General features: G+C 63.8%; 16 protein-coding genes. 12 read left to right on the top strand and 4 right to left on the bottom strand.

Features of this window, described 5'->3' with window-relative positions:
- Window positions 1-26 precede the first annotated feature (26 nt).
- Window positions 27-791: a ParA family protein gene (locus QCE48_RS24800; protein ID WP_309782926.1), complete on the top strand. Its 765-nt coding sequence runs from the start codon at window positions 27-29 to the stop codon at window positions 789-791.
- A 31-nt stretch (window positions 792-822) separates the two neighbouring features.
- Window positions 823-1191 carry a DUF2784 domain-containing protein gene (locus QCE48_RS24795; RefSeq protein ID WP_309782925.1) on the top strand — a complete coding sequence of 123 codons (369 nt, stop codon included), beginning with the start codon at window positions 823-825 and terminating at the stop codon, window positions 1189-1191.
- Between the two features lie 3 nt (window positions 1192-1194).
- Here QCE48_RS24795 and QCE48_RS24790 read toward each other — a convergent pair whose 3' ends face one another.
- From QCE48_RS24790 to QCE48_RS24780, 3 genes are all read right to left on the bottom strand, one after another.
- Window positions 1195-1359 (bottom strand): zinc ribbon domain-containing protein, encoded by a 165-nt coding sequence (locus QCE48_RS24790; RefSeq protein ID WP_062632372.1) that lies wholly within the window; start codon window positions 1357-1359, stop codon window positions 1195-1197.
- A gap of 50 nt (window positions 1360-1409) precedes the next feature.
- The gene (locus QCE48_RS24785; protein WP_309782923.1) at window positions 1410-2222 is read right to left on the bottom strand and encodes a mechanosensitive ion channel family protein; all 813 of its coding nucleotides are present in this window, start codon (window positions 2220-2222) and stop codon (window positions 1410-1412) included.
- A 102-nt stretch (window positions 2223-2324) separates the two neighbouring features.
- Window positions 2325-2855 carry an Lrp/AsnC family transcriptional regulator gene (locus tag QCE48_RS24780; RefSeq protein ID WP_309782921.1) on the bottom strand — a complete coding sequence of 177 codons (531 nt, stop codon included), beginning with the start codon at window positions 2853-2855 and terminating at the stop codon, window positions 2325-2327.
- Window positions 2856-3008: 153 nt separating this feature from the next.
- Between QCE48_RS24780 and mdeB the strand changes: the two genes are divergently transcribed.
- Window positions 3009-5708, top strand: coding sequence for an alpha-ketoglutarate dehydrogenase (gene mdeB / locus QCE48_RS24775; protein ID WP_309782919.1), 2700 nt, complete (start codon window positions 3009-3011; stop codon window positions 5706-5708).
- A 166-nt stretch (window positions 5709-5874) separates the two neighbouring features.
- On the top strand, window positions 5875-6546 hold the full coding sequence (gene bluB, locus QCE48_RS24770; protein WP_309782917.1) for a 5,6-dimethylbenzimidazole synthase: 672 nt from the start codon (window positions 5875-5877) through the stop codon (window positions 6544-6546).
- On the opposite strand, the gene QCE48_RS24765 is transcribed toward bluB, so the two are convergent.
- Window positions 6543-7223 (bottom strand): phosphoribosyltransferase, encoded by a 681-nt coding sequence (locus QCE48_RS24765; protein WP_309782915.1) that lies wholly within the window; start codon window positions 7221-7223, stop codon window positions 6543-6545. The two genes, bluB and QCE48_RS24765, sit on opposite strands and share 4 nt — an antisense overlap.
- A 359-nt stretch (window positions 7224-7582) precedes the next feature.
- Between QCE48_RS24765 and QCE48_RS24760 the strand changes: the two genes are divergently transcribed.
- The 8 genes from QCE48_RS24760 to QCE48_RS24725 all read left to right on the top strand — a co-directional run bounded on the left by QCE48_RS24760 (window position 7583) and on the right by QCE48_RS24725 (window position 19552).
- Window positions 7583-8785, top strand: a complete 1203-nt coding sequence (locus tag QCE48_RS24760) for an ammonium transporter (RefSeq protein ID WP_309782913.1) — start codon at window positions 7583-7585, stop codon at window positions 8783-8785.
- A 75-nt stretch (window positions 8786-8860) separates the two neighbouring features.
- On the top strand, window positions 8861-9139 hold the full coding sequence (locus tag QCE48_RS24755) for a hypothetical protein (protein ID WP_309782910.1): 279 nt from the start codon (window positions 8861-8863) through the stop codon (window positions 9137-9139).
- Window positions 9140-9364: 225 nt separating this feature from the next.
- Window positions 9365-11551 (top strand): ATP-binding protein, encoded by a 2187-nt coding sequence (locus tag QCE48_RS24750; RefSeq protein ID WP_309782907.1) that lies wholly within the window; start codon window positions 9365-9367, stop codon window positions 11549-11551.
- 372 nt (window positions 11552-11923) lie between these two features.
- Window positions 11924-12211: a DUF6723 family protein gene (locus tag QCE48_RS24745; protein ID WP_309782906.1), complete on the top strand. Its 288-nt coding sequence runs from the start codon at window positions 11924-11926 to the stop codon at window positions 12209-12211.
- A gap of 663 nt (window positions 12212-12874) precedes the next feature.
- Window positions 12875-15739, top strand: coding sequence for an aminotransferase class III-fold pyridoxal phosphate-dependent enzyme (locus QCE48_RS24740; protein WP_309782905.1), 2865 nt, complete (start codon window positions 12875-12877; stop codon window positions 15737-15739).
- Between the two features lie 29 nt (window positions 15740-15768).
- Window positions 15769-17598: a fatty acyl-AMP ligase gene (locus tag QCE48_RS24735; RefSeq protein ID WP_309782904.1), complete on the top strand. Its 1830-nt coding sequence runs from the start codon at window positions 15769-15771 to the stop codon at window positions 17596-17598.
- Complete coding sequence (locus tag QCE48_RS24730) at window positions 17529-18893, top strand: cytochrome P450 (protein ID WP_309782903.1); 1365 nt, start codon at window positions 17529-17531, stop codon at window positions 18891-18893. The genes QCE48_RS24735 and QCE48_RS24730 overlap by 70 nt, the downstream gene beginning before the upstream one ends.
- A gap of 14 nt (window positions 18894-18907) precedes the next feature.
- A complete protein-coding gene (locus tag QCE48_RS24725; protein ID WP_309782902.1) occupies window positions 18908-19552 on the top strand; it encodes an isoprenylcysteine carboxylmethyltransferase family protein in 645 nt (214 codons plus the stop codon).
- Window positions 19553-19559: the final 7 nt, after the last annotated feature.

Raw genomic sequence — 19559 nt, 5'->3', positions numbered from 1 at the left:
GTTTTTCAACCGAGGATCGAAAATCGATGCGCCGAGTAGTTTTCAATCAAAAGGGTGGTGTCGGAAAATCCACCATCGTCTGTAATCTGGCCGCGATCAGCGCGTCGCAAGGGTTGCGCACGCTCGTGATCGACCTCGATCCGCAAGGCAATTCCAGCCAGTATCTGCTCGGCGCGAAGGCGCAGGACGCGCAGCCGAATCTCGCCAGTTTCTTCGAATCGGCGCTGAGTTACAGTTTCCGGGAGCCGGATTTCAATTCGTTCGTCCATTCGACGCCATTCGACAATCTCGACATCGTCCCGTCACATCCGGGCCTCGATGCGCTGATGGGAAAACTCGAATCGCGTTACAAAATATATAAGCTGCGCGATGCGCTGAAAGGCCTGCAGAATTACGACGCCGTTTATATCGACACGCCGCCCGCGCTCAATTTCTTCACGCGTTCGGCGCTGATCGCGGTCGAGCGGTGCCTGATTCCGTTCGATTGCGACGATTTCTCCCGCCGCGCGCTCTATTCGGTGCTCGAAAACGTGCAGGAAATTCGCCACGACCATAATCCCGGGCTGGCCGTCGAGGGCATCGTGATCAATCAGTTCCAGCCGCGCGCGAGCCTGCCCCAGCAACTCGTCGACGAATTGCGCAGCGAAGACCTGCCGGTGCTGAACTCGCATTTGTCGCTTTCGGTGAAGATTCGCGAGAGCCATCAGCACGCCCGGCCGATGATCTACCTCGAACCGCGTCACAAGCTCGCGCAGGAATATCTCGCACTGCATAACGAGCTCAACGCATAGGGCCGGATGGGCGGGCGACGCGCCCTGACGCATGACCTACATCCTGCTCGCCAATGCCGTGCTCATCGCGCATCTGGCGTTCGTCGCGTTCGTGACGTTCGGCGGCCTGCTCGCGTTGCGCCAGCGGCGTTTCGCATGGCTTCACTTGCCCGCGCTCGCATGGGGCATCGCGGTGGAACTTGCGGGCTGGGTCTGTCCGCTGACGCCGCTGGAAAACCGTCTGTTGAAACTGGGCGGCGAAGCGGGTTACGCGGGCGGCTTCATCGAGCATCTCATCGGACGCGTGCTCTATCCCGGCGACCTCACGCCGATGCTCCGCTATGGGCTCGCATTCGTGCTGATCGCCGTGAACGCGGCGATTTATGCGGTCGTGATCGCGCGCCGCCGCAACGGGCGCTGAAGGTCAGCTCTTGCGGGTGGTCTTCGCGACGAAGTGCGTCGGCGCGTGCTGCACCTTTTCGCTTCCGCACTTCGGACAGCGCAGATGAATCGTTGCGTGCTCGGCGAGATGTTCCGCGTGCTCGAACGTTTCGCCGCACTGCTCGCATCGATATTGATAGGTCGGCATGGCTCGTCTCCAACACCGGGCCCGCGAGGCAGACCCGGCTATCAACCATTCTAGCCCGCCGTGCGATGCACGAAGGGTGTTTCTGGCGTCGGAAAGCCCGCTTGCTTGAACGTCTCGGCAATGGCGCGATTGGTGTCGAAATAGACCTGCCAGTAGTGCTCCGTCGTGGTGTAAGGACGCACGCAGAGCAACGGGCCTTCGGGCGTGAACGAGAGGATCTCGACATCCGGCGCGGGGCTGTCGGCCACGTTCGGTATCTGCGCGACCGCCGCCTTCAGCCGTGCGATGGCGTCGAGCGGATCGACACCGTTCGCGATCTTCGCGGTCAGTTCGACACGCCGGTTAGGCAGCAGGCTGTAGTTCCAGATCGTGTCGGAGAAGACCTTGTTGTTGCCGACGATGGTCGCCACGTTGTCGGGTGTCGTGATCATCGTGCCGAAGAGGCCGAGTTCCATGACCGTGCCGGTCACGCCGCCCGCCGTGACGAAGTCGCCGACCTTGAACGGCCGCAGCACCTGCATGAAGATGCCCGCCGCGAAGTGCGCGAGCAGGCCGCCCCACGCGACGCCGATCGCAAGCCCGAGGCCCGCGAGCAGCGCGGCGAACGAAGTCGTCTGAACGCCAAAAATCTGCAGGATCGCGAGGATCAGCAGCAGGTTCAAAAGCGCGCCGATGATCGAACCGAGGTAGTGCGCGAGCGTGGGATCGACGCGGCCGTTGCGCGCGAGCACCTTGCGCATCATGCCGATCACGACGCCGATCAGCCATCGCCCGATGATCCACAGGGCGATGGCCGCGATCACGTTGATCGCAAAGTCCACCCCACGGGTCATGATGAAAACGCGCACCGTTTCGATGTTCATATCTTTCTCGCTTGACCCGCGCCAATCGGAAAATGCTTCGCTGATGCCCTGAGATTTATAGGCGACGGGCCGCGCGACTGCAAGAACCGTGAACGGCCGGGTTCAGGTCCAGTCCGTCGGAGTATCTTCGGGGTCGGCGAGTGTGAGACCCGCCGCCGGCAACGGCAGCGCCGTCTTGTAGCGCACCTGCTTGAGCGCGAAGCTCGAGCGAATGTTCGACACGCCCGGAATCTTCGTGAGCCGTTCGAGGATGAAACGTTCGAGCGCCATTACGTCGGGCATCACCACGCGCAGCAGATAGTCGGCGTCGCCCGTCATCAGGTAGCACTCCATCACCTCGGGGCGCGCGCTGATCGCTTCTTCGAAGCGGCGCAACGCATCCTCGACCTGCTTTTCGAGGCTCACCTGGATGAACACGTTGATGCGCAGCCCGAGCACTTCGGGATTGAGCAACGTGACATGCTGCTTGAAGAGACCCGCCTTTTCGAGCGCACGCACGCGGTTGAAGCAGGGCGTCGGCGAGAGGTTCACCGCCTGCGCGAGTTCCGCGTTGGTGATGCGCGCATTGTGCTGAAGCTGGTTGAGAATGCCGATGTCGATCCGGTCGAGACGCTGCTTGGTCGATGCCGTCATGGTCGAAATATTCCGTGGAAAGCGCGCGATCAGGAATAAATACACTATCCGTGATGCCAAGGCCAGACAAAAGAGACGCACATTCTGCCCGTCGATGGTTATGCTCTTTTGAATCTATTCGAATCGCCTTGAGCCCTTTAGCGGAGTCGCGCCATGACGGATTTAGCGAGCGGTACCAGCCAGATCATCTCCTTAGCGAAAGGTCGCGAAGATAGCGATCCGCAGGAAACTGCCGAGTGGCTCGAAGCGCTGGACGCCGTCGTCAAGCATGTCGGCAAGGAACGCGCGCAGTATCTCTTCGACCGCCTCGCGGATCACGCGCGCTCGATCGGCGTGGAGTCGGCGCGCGCTCGCGTGACGCCTTATCGCAATACGATCGACGTCGCGGATCAGCCGCGTTATCCGGGCAATCTCGACATCGAAGAAAAGCTCGCCGCCGTGCTGCGCTGGAATGCGCTCGCGATGGTCGTGCGCGCGAACCGCGCGTATGGCGAACTCGGCGGGCATATCGCGAGCTACGCGTCGGCGGCCGACTTGTTCGAAGTGGGCTTCAACCACTTCTTCCGCGCGTCGGGCGAAGACGGGCAGCACGGCGACCTCGTCTATTTCCAGCCGCATTCGTCGCCGGGCGTTTATGCGCGCGCGTTCCTCGAAGGCTTTCTCGACGAAGAACATCTGCGTCACTATCGACGCGAGATCGCGGGGCCGGGGCTGTGTTCGTATCCGCATCCGTGGTTGATGCCGGACTTCTGGCAGTTCCCGACAGGCTCGATGGGCATCGGCCCGATCAACTCGATTTATCAGGCGCGCTTCATGCGTTATGTGCAGAACCGCGGGTTGCAAAAGACCGCTGGTCGCAAGGTCTGGGGCTTTTTCGGCGACGGCGAAATGGACGAGCCGGAATCGATCGGTGCGCTCTCGCTTGCGGCGCGCGAGCAGCTCGACAATCTCGTCTTCGTCATCAACTGCAACCTGCAACGGCTCGATGGGCCGGTGCGCAGCAATGGCCGCATCGTCGACGAACTGGAAGCGCAGTTCACGGGCGCGGGCTGGAACGTGATCAAGGTGCTGTGGGGCTCGGACTGGGACGCGCTCTTCGCACGCGACCGCACCGGCGCGCTCCTGCGCGCGTTCGCGCATACCGTCGACGGCCAGTTCCAGACCTTCTCGGCCAATGACGGCCACTACAACCGCGAGCGCTTCTTCGGCCAGAACCCCGAGTTGGCCGCGCTCGCCGCGCATCTTTCCGACGATGACATCGACCGCTTGCGGCGCGGCGGCCACGACGTGCGCAAGCTGCACGCCGCCTATGCGGCCGCGCTTGCGCACGAGGGCCGCCCGACCGTGATCCTCGCGAAGACGATGAAGGGCTTCGGAATGGGCGCGGGCGGGCAGGGCCGGATGACGACGCACCAACAAAAGAAGCTCGATCTCGACGACCTGAAGGCGTTTCGCGACCGCTTCCGCCTACCGCTTTCGGATGCGGACGTGGAGGCGGTCAAGTTCTACAAGCCCGCCGACGACAGTCCCGAGATGCGCTATCTCCATGCACGGCGCGCGGCGCTCGGCGGCTATCTGCCGCGGCGTCGCAAGGTGGCTTCGCATGCGTTGACGGTGCCGCCGATGCAAAGCTGGGCGCAGTTTGCCATCGACTCGAACGGCAAGGAGATGTCGAGCACGATGGCGATCGTGCGCATGCTCGGCAGCCTGATGAAGGACGCGCAACTCGGGCCGCGGATCGTTCCGGTGGTCGCGGACGAGGCGCGCACGTTCGGCATGGCGAATCTGTTCCGTCAGGTCGGCATCTATTCGCCGCTCGGGCAACTGTACGAACCGGAAGACATGGGCTCGATGCTCTACTACCGCGAGGACACGCGCGGACAGATCCTGGAGGAGGGCATCTCCGAGGCGGGCGCCATTTCGTCGTGGATCGCGGCCGCGACGTCCTACAGCGTGCACGACCTGCCGATGCTGCCGTTCTACATCTATTACTCGATGTTCGGCTTCCAGCGCATCGGCGACATCATCTGGGCCGCCGCCGACCAGCGTGCGAGGGGCTTCCTGATCGGCGCGACGGCGGGCAAGACGACGCTCGGCGGCGAAGGGTTGCAGCATCAGGACGGCAGCAGCCATCTCGTTGCATCGACGATTCCGAACTGTCGCGCCTACGATCCCGCGTTTGCATACGAAGTTGCGACGATCGTCGACGAGGGCATGCGCGAGATGGCCGAGCGCCAGCGCGACGTGTTCTATTACATGACCGCGATGAACGAGAACTACGCGCATCCTTCGGCGCCCGGCCACCTCGACGACGCGACGCGCACCGGCATTCTCAAAGGTCTCTACCGGCTTTCAGCGAAGGACGGCGCGCGCGTTCAACTGCTCGGTGCCGGCGCGATTCTCGGCGAGGTCATCGCGGCGCAGGCGCTGCTCGAAGCGGACTGGCACATCGCCGCCGACGTCTGGAGCGTGACGAGCTTTACCGAACTGCATCGCGATGGCGCGGCCTGCGAGCGGGACGAGCGGCTCGGCGCCGCGGCTGACGAACCGTTCGTGACGCGCGCGCTGGCATCGACGAGCGGCCCGGTGATTGCCGCGACCGACTACGTGCGCGCGCTGCCGGAACTGATCCGCGCCTACGTGCCGCACCGCTACGTGACGCTCGGCACCGACGGGTTCGGCCGCAGCGACACGCGGCAGTCGCTGCGCGAGTTCTTCGAAGTGGATCGCGCATCGATCGTCATCGCCGCATTGAAGGCGCTCGCGGACGATGGCGCGATCGACGCCGCACTAGTCGCGAGCGCGCGCGAACGTTATGGCAAAGGTCCGAGCGGCGCGCCGTGGCAGCGTTAGTATCAACGCGATGACGACGAGCGGGTCGTCGTCGGAAATGTCGGGGGTCGGGTAACAATCGGCTAGTACGCTTGGCGCCGCATCGGTGAGAATGCGGATGCGTCGATCCGTTTTTCTCGCTGACACTGCCAATCAGCGAGCCTCCCAAGCACGGCAAAAATCCCCGATGACCGAACCCGATCCGTTCAACCGCTACTCCGACGCCGAGATTGCCGCTGTCTATCGCGCGATCCGCGAGCGCCGCGACATGCGCCACTTCACCGATGCCCCGATCCCCGCCGACCAGTTCGCGCGCCTGTTGCAGGCCGCGCATCACGCGCCGAGCGTCGGCTTCATGCAGCCGTGGCGCTTCGTGCGCGTGACCGACTGCGCGCTGCGGGTCGCGCTGCATGAAATCGTCGAGGCGGAGCGCCGCGCGACCGCCGAGGCGCTGAACGAACGCGCCGACGAATTCATGCGCCTCAAAGTGCAGGGCATTCTCGATTGCGGCGAAGTGGTGGTGGCGGGGCTGATGGAGCAGCGCGAGCGGCATGTCTTCGGGCGTCGCACGCTGCCGGAGATGGACCTCGCCTCGGTGGCGTGCGCGATCCAGAACCTGTGGCTCGCGGCGCGCGCGGAAGGGCTCGGCGTCGGCTGGGTGTCGCTGTTCGACGTCGATGCCGTGCGGCAGTTGCTCCACATGCCCGCCGATGCGAAGCCGGTCGCGATCCTCTGCATCGGGCACGTCGAGCGCTTCTACGACAAGCCGATGCTGCAGGCCGAAGGCTGGGCGAAGCGCGTGCCGGGCGCGCTGTGCGTCGATGAGAACCGCTGGCCCGCGCCGCTCCCGGGCGTTTAGCGCCAGGGCTTCTTCAGACGCCGCGCTTCGCTGTCGCGGCGCGCTTCGCGCAGCAGGTCGAACACTTCCTCGTCGCTCGTCTGCGAGAAGTCGAGATAGAACTGCCCGACGCCGAAATAGCTGCGCGGCCGCATCGCGCAGACGAATTCATCGACGACCGTTTCGACACGCGATTCCGAATTCGCCGGCGCGACCGGCAGCGCGGCGACGACGCGCGCGGGCTTGCGCTCGCGCAAGGCCATCGCCGCGGCTTTCATGGTGGCGCCGGTCGCCATGCCGTCGTCGACCACGATCGCGATCCGTCCTTCCACGTCGACCGGTCCGCGATTGCCCCGATACGCGCGCTCGCGCCGCGCCAATTCGATGCGCTCGCTTGCGATCACGGCGTCGAGTTCGGCCGGGCTGACGCCCGCATAGCGCACGATGCTGTCGTCGAGATAGAACGCGCCGCCCGACGCGATCGCGCCCATCGCGAGTTCCGGCTGGACCGGCACGCCGAGCTTGCGCACGACGAGCACGTCGAGATCGGCGTCGAGCGCGCGCGCCACTTCGAACGCCACCGGCACGCCGCCGCGCGGCAGGCCGAGCACGAGGACGTCGTCGCGATGCGCGTAGCCCGCGAGCAGTCCGGCGAGCACGCGGCCCGCCTCGGCGCGATTCTCATAGACCGATTCCATGCTGCGCTTCCTTCGATGATCCGGCGACACGAACGCACGCGTTCCATAGAAACCTTAGTTCGCGCGAGCGGGAAGTCAACGCGGCAGGACTCCTTCAGCGTATTTCATTGAATTGAAAGGTAATTCGTCGCCGCACACGGCGCCGTTTTCGCCATTGATGGGCATGAGTGCTCAAAAACGGTGCGCGAGCTTACGAAGGTTTCCTGGGAAGCACCATCTTCATGCATCGGCGGAAACCGCCACGGTGCGCGATGCACCATTCAAAAACGGCCGGCGCGCCTGTCCGCACAGGATCGGCGCGGATAGCACCAAGACTGGTCCGGAACTTGCGAGAAAAGCCGCTTTTTTGCCCGTCGAACATGCAGGCACTTGAATCCGGAACCAATACCCTTTTCCTGCTGCTGGGCGCGGCGATGGTCTTCGCGATGCACGCCGGTTTCGCGTTCCTCGAACTCGGCACGGTGCGCAAGGAAAACCAAGTCAATGCGCTCGTCAAGATCCTGGTCGACTTCGCGGTCTCGACGCTCGCCTATTTCTTCATCGGCTACAACATCGCGTATGGCGTGCAGTTCTGGCATGGCGCCGACGTGCTCGCCGAGCAGAACGGCTACGCGCTCGTGCGCTTTTTCTTCCTGCTGACCTTCGCGGCCGCGATTCCGGCGATCGTCTCGGGCGGTATCGCCGAACGCTCGAAGTTCAACCCGCAACTGTTCGCGACTTTCGTGATCGTCGGCTTCGTCTATCCGCTGCTGGAAGGCGTCGCGTGGAACGAGCGTTTCGGCATTCAGGCCTGGCTCATGAATACCTTCGATGCCCCGTTCCACGACTTCGCCGGATCGGTCGTCGTGCATGCGTTCGGCGGCTGGATCGCGCTCCCCGCCGTGCTCCTGCTCGGCGCGCGCCACGGCCGCTATCACAAGGACGGACGGATCTCGGCGCATCCGCCGTCGAGCATTCCGTTTCTCGCGCTCGGCGCGTGGGTGCTGGCGGTCGGCTGGTTCGGCTTCAACGTGATGAGCGCGCAGAGCGTCGACAAAATCAGCGGCCTCGTCGCGGTCAATTCGCTGATGGCGATGGTCGGCGGCACGCTCGCCGCCTGGGTCGCCGGACGCAACGATCCGGGCTTCACCTACAACGGGCCGCTCGCCGGACTCGTCGCCGTGTGCGCGGGTTCGGACGTCATGCATCCGCTCGGCGCGCTGATCGTCGGCGGCGTGGCGGGCGCGCTGTTCGTGCAGATGTTCACCTGCGTGCAGAACCGCTGGCGCATCGACGACGTGCTCGGCGTCTGGCCGCTGCACGGCCTGTGCGGCGCGTGGGGCGGCATCGCGGCGGGCATCTTCGGGCAGAAGGCGCTCGGCGGGATCGGCGGGGTGTCGATGTGGTCGCAACTGATCGGCACGGGCGGCGCGATCATGCTGGCCGTCGCGGGCGGCGTGGGCGTCTACGGCGCGATCGCGTTCACGGTGGGCATGCGCCTCGATCGCGAGGACGAGTTCAACGGCGCCGATCTGTCCGTGCATCGCATTTCGTCCACGCCCGAGCGCGAGATGGCGGGTTGAGCGGCACATCGCTTGCTGAAACGGTCGACGACGCGGCGGCTCTCTACGCCGTCCGCTCGGACAACCGGAGGAAACATGAAACAAGGCAAGAAGCTGGTTTTATCGACGCTGCTCGCATTGACGTGCGGGGCCGCGATGGCGCAGAACGGCGGCGGCGGCGCGGGCGGCCAGGGCGGCACGGGCGGCGGCAATGCGCACGGCGCGGCGACGGCGGGACCGACCGCGGGCGGCGATCCGGCATCGGGCGCGATGAGCGGTTCGAGCAAGAAGATGCACAAGTCAGCGAAAAAATCGGCGACCGACACTACCAATTTCCCCGGCGCCAACGCCAGCAGCGACGCCAAGGGGCAATGACGGCGCTTGCCTTCCGGGTCCGTCGATGCGTTCATCCACGGTTCATCGACGGACTTCTTCGGCCTATTGCATTGCATCGCACCATGACGGGCGCTTGAGCCCGGGCCGTGTGCCGATGTCGATTGGCGCGGCGCCTCACGCCGCATGAGCCTGGCCGTTCGGCAGGCTCCATGCCGAGGCCCGCGCGCCGGTATGATATCGACTCGACATTCCGAGGCCCGACGCTTGAACCCCACTGAGACTGCGACCTTCGACCTGCCGCTGCCTTCGCGCAATTTCGCCGCGACGCACCGTGTGCTCCTGATCGTGCTGATCGGGTCGATCCTGATCCCGCTTGCGTGTCTCACGGCTTACGGCTATTACGACTACCAGCGCCGTCTCGCCAACGCGGACGAACTGGTGGAGCGCGTGGTGCGCGTCGCGAACGAACACGCGGTCAAGGTCATGGACCTGAACCAGCAGCTTCAGACGCGTATCGTCGACATGCTCGGCGAAAGCGACGACGCCAGCATCACGAGCCGCGAAGCGGCGCTGCACCGCACGCTCGACGACATCGGCGGGGGCTTTCCGCAGGTCGCGGCGATCTCGGTGTTCGGCGTGAACGGCGAATTGCTGGCGAACAGCCGCTACTACCCGGCGCCGCACGTGTCGATCGCAGAACGCGACGACTTCCGCTCGGCCCGCGCGATGGCGCCCGTCACGTATTTCTCGCTGCCGCTGCGCGGCAAGGTCGGGCAGGCGGACGTATTCACCTCGACGATGGGCCGAGTGTCGCACGGCGGGCAGTTTCTCGGCGTGGTGTCGATCGCGCTCAAGCGCGAATATTTCAGCGACTACTATCGCGAACTCGCCGCGGGCGATCCCGCGCTGACCATCGGCCTGTACCGGCGCGACGGCGGCATCATGGTGCGCTTTCCGCCGGAGCCGGCGGGGGCGCAACCGGCGAGCAACACGCCGTTCACCAACGCGTTGCGCAGTAACGAACTCTACGGCCGGGTGCGCATGACTTCGACGCTCGACCGCGTCGAGAAGCTGCTCGCCTACCGGCGCGTCGCCGACTATCCGCTTTACGTCGCCGCCGGCTACGCCACGGATTCGATATTCCAGAACTGGTGGCGCAATGGCCTCGTCGTCGGCGCGATCGCGCTCGTGCCGTGCGTGGTCGTGTGGCTGCTGGTCGTGTTCTCGATTCGCCGCCTGAACGCCGAGCAGGCCGCGTGGGAACGCTGGCGGGGCGAAGTGGCGATCCGCCTTTCCATCGAGGCGTCGAGCCGCCAGTTGCGCCGCATGGGCGCGCTCGGCAATCTCGTCGCGAACGTCGCGCACGACTTCAACAACCTGCTGATGGTCGTGTCGTCGAACATGGAACTGGCGCGGCGCAAGCATTTCAACGACGTCGAGAGCGAAGTGCTGGCCGTCGAGCGCGCGACCGCGGGCGCGGAATCGCTCGCGCGGCGGCTCATGAGCGTGGCGCGAAAGCAGCCGCTCAAGCGGGAACTCATCGAACCGGCCGTCTGGCTGTCGGGCATCGCCGAACTGGTGAAGACATCGGTGCCACCGAACGTCGTGCTGTCGATCGAACTGTCGCCGGACCTGTGGACCGTGATGGCCGATCCGGTCGAACTGGAACTCGCGCTCGTGAACATCGTCGTCAATGCGAGCGAGGCGATGCCGCGCGGCGGACGCATCGTGATCCGCTGCCAGAACGTGCGCGTGAAGGCGGGGGAAACCGAGCTGCCGAACGGCGAATACGTGCTGATCTCGATCTCCGACAACGGCGAAGGCATGAGCGACGACGTGCGCCAGCGCGCGTTCGAGCCGCTCTTTACGACCAAGGTGCGCGGCGCGGGCACGGGTCTCGGGCTCGTGCAGGTGCTCGCCGCGTGCGAGCAGGCGGGCGGCTCCGCGCGCATCACGAGCGTGCCGGGCGCGGGCACGACGGTGCGCCTCTATCTGCCGCATCATCACGCGCCGCAAGTCGAGGAGCCGCCTCCGGCCGTGGCGGACGAGCCGCTCGTCACTGCACCTGTCGAAGAAGCAGGGAGCGAATTGCGCGGGATGTCGGTATTGCTCGTCGAAGACAACATGGATGTCGCGGCAGGCATCATGGCCGTGCTGGAGGTGTTCGGCTGCGCGGTGCATCACGAGGAAAGCGCCGACGCCGCGTTCGATCTGCTCGGCCAGGGCTACGGGTTCGACCTCGTGCTGTCGGATGTGCAGATGCCCGGGCGCATGAACGGCATTGACCTCGCGGAGCAGATCATCACGCGGCTGCCCTCGCAAAAAGTGGTACTGATGACCGGTTACGCCGACGAACTCGAACGCGCCAGGCATCTCGGCGTGCCGATTCTCGCCAAGCCGTTCGACATGGACGACCTGCGCGAACTGCTCGCGCCCCGCGTCGCGCAGTAATTCACGGGGGGCCTGCGCCCCCGGCTCCCATCTTCCTTTCACGCTCGCTCCCGAGAGGGAACGGCGCATGCGTATTGCTTTGCCACGAGACCGCGCGTCGGCGCGCAGCGCGCACCGCGGGCGAGCGCGCGTGCGACGCGCCCGCACGCCGCCGCGCCTTGTGCGGCGGTCGTCCGGCTGTACGAAATGCGGCCTATACGCATTTCACGTCGGTGCGCCGAGGCCGGTCGTGACTACGTAGTGTTGCTAAGAATGTCCGGTCCGTTGTGTTTCGCCCGGCGCGCGATGTGTAAAAGCGCGCGTCACCACGGCAGGAAATGCACGGCGCCCCGGATATCTGGCAAGTGACTGTGTGAAACGAGGAGGCACGCAGTGAGAAAACCGAAACTGGCCTATTCGAAGACGATGCGCAAGCCGGGTCTGCAAAGCGGGCCGCCGACGGAGCAGGATTTCGAAATCTACGCGTCGTATCAGGTCAACGCGGCGGGGCTGTATATCGGCACGCTGAAAGTGGTGCGCAAGACGGACGGCCGGCTGCTGTTCCCATTCGCGGGCGCGCCGGTCATCGGTCCGTTTCCGACGCGCCAGGAAGCGCGCACGGCGGCAGCTACGTTCGGGACCAGGATCGTCGCGGGGGATATCGACAATCCGGAGGCTTGATGAGTAGCGGATCTTCAATGCGAAGTCGGGGCAAGCGGCCGGCGTTGCGAACCTGCCCTACTTACAGGGCCAGATCGGTGCGCTAACAATTTTTCCGACGCCTCATACGGGGGCGACGGTGCGCGGCTGCCCAAAGGTCCGAGGTGCGCGCACGACCGTCACGCACCTCGATATCGTCTCGGGGATGCTTTCCGAATCGGCAGGTCTTGTCGACGGCAAGTCGGGATCGGCCTTGACTCTGCAGACATGAACGGTAGAAGTCCGAGTCATCTGTCGATGGCGATAATCCAATTGGGAATAAAGAAGTCTCGCTGTTATTAATTCGGATAACGAATATACAAAAAAACTACGTACCCGCGATTTTTTGATAAAAATCAAAAAATCGATTATCTCGAGTAATTTTTAAAATTAATAAAAAATCGACTAAGTGATTTTCAAGGTGCGTCAATGTGTCACCGTTCCGAATAAATCGGCGAAGGCATAAACTCCCCAGACGCTTTGGTATACGAAATAAAAAACATCGTAGTCTTGAATAACGTCGAGCCAAAAGAAACGGGGAGGTGGGCGAGCGGTGAAAGAATCCTCCCAGATGCCGTGCGCGGTTGAACGCGGCTCTTCCTTGGATCGAATGCTTTTGTAAGGCGGCATACTTAGGGGGTAGGCGTGACACGAACAAAAGAAGAAGTGTCGAAGTGGTTGGCAGAATACGTCCGGGCCAGTTTTAATATCGAATGGAATGGCAATGAATCGAGTCTCGCTGACCTCGGCGTCGACTCCCTGTCGGGTGCGGAACTCGTTTCAGCGCTGGAGGGGTGGCTCGAGATATCGATTCCAGTGAATTTCCTTGAATGCATTGCTGACTCTGCGCAGTTATGCGAAGCGCTCGTCGATCTGCAATCGGGCAGGCTGTCACCGGCGGATACGGCCCGGCCATTCGAGAAGTACATCAATCCCTATCTCGCGACCAAGCTCGCGCAATTGAAGATCGACAGGACCTTCGTGCGAGCCGCTGGCGCCTATCTGTATGACGAGGACGGGCGCCAGTACCTCGACTTCCTGTCGCAGTATGGCGCGGTCCCGTTCGGGCATCATCCCGCCGAAATCTGGAGTGCGGTCGAACGTCTGCGCGACGATGCCGAGCCGATCTTTGCGCAGCCTTCGTTCCTGAAGTCGGCAGGCTTGCTGGCGCAGCGTCTCATCGAACTCGCGCCCCCTGGCCTGCGTTACGTGACGTTCTCCAACAGCGGGGCCGAGGCCGTCGAAGCCGCGCTGAAGATGGCGCGTCACGCAACGAACCGAACGCGCATTCTGTCCACGAAGAACGGGTTTCATGGCAAGACTTTCGGCGCACTGTCAGCGACGGGAAAGCTCGACTATCAGACGCACTTCGGCCTCCCTCTGCCGGGCTTCGATCACATCGAATACGCAAGCATCGAGGCTCTCGAAGCAGCCCTTTCGTTGCACGCCGGTCAGGCTACGCAGTACGCGGCATTCGTCATCGAGCCGATTCAGGGAGAAGGTGGCGTGCACGTGCCTCCTTCCGGATACCTGCGTGAGGTCGAAGCGGTTTGCCGCCGTCATGGCGTGCTCCTGATCGTCGATGAAATCCAGACTGGGCTGGGACGCACGGGCGCACTGTTCGCTTGCGAGAACGAGGGCGTGCGCCCCGATATCCTGACGCTCTCGAAGACGCTGGGCGGTGGCATGGTGCCTGTTGCCGCGACGCTTTGCACGGATGCGGTGTATAGCGAAAAAATCGCGCTGAAGCACTCGTCCACCTTCGCGGGCAACGCGTTCGGAGCGCGCGTGGGTCTCGCCACGCTGGATCTTCTGACGAGGAACGGCGGCGAACTGCTGACGCATGTCAGAACAGAAGGCGCTTACCTGAAGAGGCGGCTGGAGCAGATTCGAGAGCGTCATCCGTTGCTGATCACTGAGATATGCGGACAGGGATTCATGCTGGGTATCCGCTTTACGTCCGAGTCGCTCACAAAAGAGTGCTTCCTCGGACTGGCCGCGCGACAAAGAGAACTGGCGCAGTTCGTCGCAAGCTATCTGCTCAACGCCGAGTGCATTCGCGTGGCGCCCACGCTGAACCGGGGCGACGTGCTGCGCGTTCAGCCGCCTCTCAATGCGACTCGCAAGCAGTGTGACATGGCGGCGGATGCAATCGGCCGCGCGATGGACGTGCTGGCCGAACACGACACAGGGAAGCTCTACCGCGCGATCCTTCAGCATCGGCCGGTCGAAAACGTGGCGCCCGTATCGAAACGCTTGCCTGCGTCGATCACCCCGGCGCGAACGCCGGACGATGCGCGTCGCTTTGCATTCCTGCTACATCCGCTCGATGCCCGAAGCTACGCCGACTACGACACCAGTCTCGCGATTCTGGAGCCAGGCGAACTGGCCGAGTTTGCACGCAGCATGGATGGCCTGATGGACCCCGTCGTAGGTTCCACCATGCAGATCGAATCAGCCACGGGGACGTGTGCGCGCGGCGATTTCATCATGATTCCGCATACCTCGGAGCAACTGCGCAGGCTCCCGCAACGCGACGCCCTTGCCGTGTTGAAAAAGGGCATTGAACTCGGCCGTTCACGCGGCGCGCGTATCGTCGGACTGGGTGCTTACACGTCGATCGTGAGCGGCGGCGGCGTACAGCTGCTGAACGAGGACGTCGCCCTCACTTCCGGCAACTCATATACCGTCGTGGCCGGCCTCGATGCACTCGATTTCATGATGCGTCGCGTGGAGCGTCGATGGGATGCAAGCGGCGTCGGCATCGTCGGCGCGGCCGGAGCCATCGGATCGTGCATGGCCGTGCTGCTCTCGCGGCGCGCCGCCCGGCTCATCCTGATCGGCAATCCCGCACACGAAGCATCCGTCGGTCGCGCGCGCCTCGTCCGTGTTGCGAAGGCGATTGTCGAGCAGGCGCTCGCGCCTTGCCCGGAAGCCTTTCTTCCCGGCTCGCTGGCGCAGCGGATCAGACAGATTGCGCAGCGTGAGCGCGACACCGTAGCGCTGATCGTCGCACTTGAAAAATGCGGAGCGCTCGTGTTGACCGACAACAGCAGCGCAATCAGCGCCGTGGATGTGGCCGTCACAGCCACGAGTTTCCCGGGCGACGCGGTGAATGCCAGCGTGTGGCGGACCGGGACGATCGTCTGCGATATTTCGCGCCCGCGTTCGGTGCACGAGTCGATAGTCGGACGTCGCCCCGACGTGCTCGTGATCGACGGCGGCATCATCGCGTTGCCGGGCAAGCCGCGTGTCGGCCCATATGGTCTCGTCGACGGGACCTCATACGCGTGCATGGCGGAAACGATGCTGCTCGCGCTGGAGGGCCGCTTCGAGAACACGAGCATCGGCAACACGCTCGACGTTCGCGAGATATCGGCGCAGCAAGCACTCGCGCGCAAGCACGGCTTCGCGCTCGCCGGGCTGCAGAGCTTCGGCAGCCCGCTCACCGACGCACTTCTCACGCGCTTCGTCGATGCGGCGGTCGGCTTCACGTCCGCTGCGGCATAACAACGTCTCACTTCCAGGAAGCCGTTCAAATGGCCGTTTCAACCAAGCCGCTTACGCTGCGCGTCAGTGCGTGGCCTTATGAGAGCAGGAACCTCGTCGATGTCGTGCGAGGGCACGCGGAGCGTTCGCCGCAAGGCCGTCCGTTCACGTTCATCGATTATTCAGGAACAAGACCGGCAGACTTGCCGATCGACCACGAGACGCTCGACCGCCGCGCGAGGCAGGTCGCCGCGCTATTGCAGGCGCGCGGCAAGCCGGGCGACAGGGTGCTGCTGCTGTATCCCGCAGGTCTCGATTATCTGTGTGCGCTGTTCGGCTGCCTGTACGCCGGCATGGTTGCAGTGCCGGCCTATCCGCCGCTCAATCCGCGGTTGCGCGACAGGCTCGCGGCGGTTGCCGAAGACTGCGCGGCAAGTGCCGCGTTGACCACCCGGCAGACGCTCGAAGAACTCGGGGACGAGACAGCGCTGCTGCCGCCGCTTGCACGTCTGCGCTGGCTCGCGACCGATGGCGGACTCGAATCGCTGGAAACGATGTGGCGCGAACCGCGAGCGGGGCGCGACGAGCTAGCGATCCTCCAGTACACGTCGGGATCGACGGGTACGCCCAAGGGCGTGATGGTGACGCATGGCAACCTGTTGCACAACGTCCATGCCATCGCACTTCACCTGCAATTTTGCCCCGACGATCATCATTTGACGTGGTTGCCGCCCTATCACGATATGGGCCTGATGGGGGCATTACTCGGGTCGTATTGCGCTGGCGTGCCGGTGAGCTTCATGGCCCCGGCAGCCTTCCTTCGCCGCCCCGATCGATGGCTTCGCGAGATTTCCAGGCGGCGTTGCACCGTCAGCGGTGCACCCAACTTCGCCTATGAATTGTGTGTTCAAAAGATAGCGGACGACGATCTCAACGCGCTCGACCTGTCGAGCTGGGAACTGGCGTATTCGGGCGCCGAGCCGGTGCGCGCCGCTACGCTCGATCGATTCTCGCGCCGCTTCGGCGGCGTCGGATTCCGGCGCCAGGCGTTTTATCCGTGCTATGGCATGGCCGAGACGACCCTGTTTGTAACGGGCAAGCGAAGGGACGAGGCACCCCGGACGCTGTTGATCGACGAGGCCGCCTATTCGCAAGACCTGCACGCGGTGGCTCCCGACGACACCGCGCCCGTGCGGCCAGCGCTGCCAATTGTCAGCTGCGGCGAGGTGGCGACGGGCTTCGATCTGGTCATCGTCGATCCGGACACCGAACTCATGCTGCCCGACGGCCGTGTCGGAGAAATCCTTCTCGCAGGTCCTTCCGTTGCGGCGGGTTACTGGTGCCGCGAAGCGGACACGGTTGCGGCTTTTCACGCCTGCGTGAGCGGTCGCTCCGAGCGATACCTTCGCACTGGCGACCTCGGCTTTCTGCACGAAGGGGAGCTTTATGTGAGCGGCCGTCTCAAGGATCTCATCATTCTTCGCGGTGTCAATCATTATCCGCACGATATAGAACGCACGGTCGACCTCTGTCATGAGGCGATCCGCCCGTCATGCGGGATCGCGTTTTCCGTCACAGTCGGCAACGAAGAGCAACTCGTGTTCGTGCAAGAGATCGGCAAACGCGACGACGAGCGCGCGGGCGAAATCTTCGCCCGCATGCGCGAGGCGATCTACACGCGACACGGTGTACAGCCGTATGCGCTCGTACTGATCGAGAGCGGCACGATCCCGAAGACGACGAGCGGCAAGCTCTCGCGCCGCCCGTGCCGGTCGAGCTATCTGGAGGGAAGGCTCGCGGTAATCGTCCAATGGAAAAACCCCGCCCTGGGCGACACCGCGTCCGCCGAGCCGGCATCCCCGCTCGAAGCGTCTCTTTGAGCCATCCCGATTTTTCCGGAGTCATCATGTCAAGTTTAACTAATCTCTCCTCCCGTGGCGCCGCCGCAGATTCCTCCGTGGCGCCGTTCCTTCCGTCGTTCGATCCGCTTATTCCGCATCCGGAACACGTCAACAACCCTTACCGCGTATATGCGGAACTGCGCGCCAATGCACCGATGTACCGGTCGCCGCACGGCGTGTGGATCGCGAGCGGGCATAGCGAAGTGGCGTACATGTTGAAGGATGCGCACTTCGGACGCGGCTACTTCTACTTCGAGAACATGGCCGAGCGGCTCGGTGCCGGCATACTCGACCAGCCGATCTACACGTCGGCCCGCAACATGATGGTCATGAAGGACGGCGACGAGCATCTCCGGCTGCGCAATCTCGTTGCGCGCTCCTTTTCGCACAAACGGGTCGATGAGATGCGTCCCTTCATGCGTTCGGTAATGAACGAACTCGTCGATGCGGCGCTCAAGAAGACGTCGTTCGATGTCATGCTGGATCTCGCCTTTCCGCTTCCGAGCGCCGTCATCTGTCAGATGATCGGCGTGCCTAAAGAAGACTGGCCGAAATTTCGCCAGCGCACGGCCAACGGCTCTCGGGCGCTGGAACCCGCGCCACTGAGTCCGATCGAGCTGTTCGAGCAAAACCAGGCGGTCGATCAGTCGCGCGAATATTTCGAGTGGCTGATCGATTTGCGGCGACGCGAACCGGGCGACGATCTCACGTCGCTCTTGATCGCTTGCGAAGTGGAAGGGCGCCTGACCCGGCCCGAGACGATAGACAACCTGCGGATGATGTTCGTGGCAGGGCAGGAGACCACCGTGAACACGATCGGTAACGGCCTGCTCGCGCTCTATCGGCATCCGGACCAGCTCCGCGCACTAAAGGAGAACCCAGCGCTGTTGCCCGATGCGGTGACGGAGATGGTGCGCTACGACTCCGCCGTTCAGATGACGCCGCGGCAGGCGCGATGCGACATCGAAGTGGGCGGCGCCGCCATCAAGGCAGGCGAAACGATTCTCTGTATCGTCGCTTCCGCAAATCGCGATTCCGACGCGTGGGCCGAGGCGGATCGCTTCGACATCACTCGAACGAACAGCTATCCGCTGTCGTTCGGAGGCGGTCCGCACTATTGTCTCGGCGCGCAGTTGGGTGCAGTCGAGACCGCAGTGGCGCTCGAGACCCTGTTCGAGCGTTTGCCGGATCTCAAGCCGGAAATCCACGATCCCCAATGGCTGCCCGGCACCGTTGTGTTTCGAGGCTTGCGCTCGCTGCCCGCGACGGCGTGAGACGGAGCCATCACATGATCCGGAAATTGTTGACTGGACTGATCGCCGCGCTCGTCGTGTTCATTTTGCCGGCCTTGCTGTTTCAACCGGCCGCACTCGCCTTCTCGAAACTCTGGGTGATGGTGGGCGCAGGTCTGCTGGCGTCGCTGACTCAGCCCGCCTACAGCCCGCTCGACCGCAATGCGCCTCCCGAGGATCGCGGCACGGCGAGGCAGCTCGTCTGGACGGTCTACCTGACGCTGCTGGGCGGCGTGGCGGAGTGCGTCATCTGGCGCTACCCGGCCAGCATGGGCTGGGACGTGCTGGCAACCGGCGCGATCTGCGCGGCCTTCGCCGGCGCTCTGCTGCGCGCCTGGGCGGTGGCGAAGCTCGGACGCTTCTTCACCTGGCACGTGCGCGTGCAGAGCGGCCAGCACGTGATCACGACTGGACCATACGGATTCGTGCGTCACCCGAGCTATACGGGAGCGTGGCTGCTCTACGTCGGCATGCTCGTCGCCATGCACGCGCTGGTCGCCGCCACGCTGGCGGGCGCGCTCCTGATGGTGGCTTTCGTGCGACGCATCCGTTACGAGGAAGGTCTGATGTTGAAGACGTTCGGCGACCAATACGAAATCTATTGCCGGCGCGTGAAGCGGTTTGTTCCGCTCGTCTGGTAATCCCCCA

Origin of the sequence: Caballeronia sp. LZ024 (assembly GCF_031451455.1) — a bacterium.
GTDB classification, from domain to species: domain Bacteria; phylum Pseudomonadota; class Gammaproteobacteria; order Burkholderiales; family Burkholderiaceae; genus Caballeronia; species Caballeronia telluris.
This window is presented reverse-complemented; position numbering and strand designations above follow the sequence as displayed.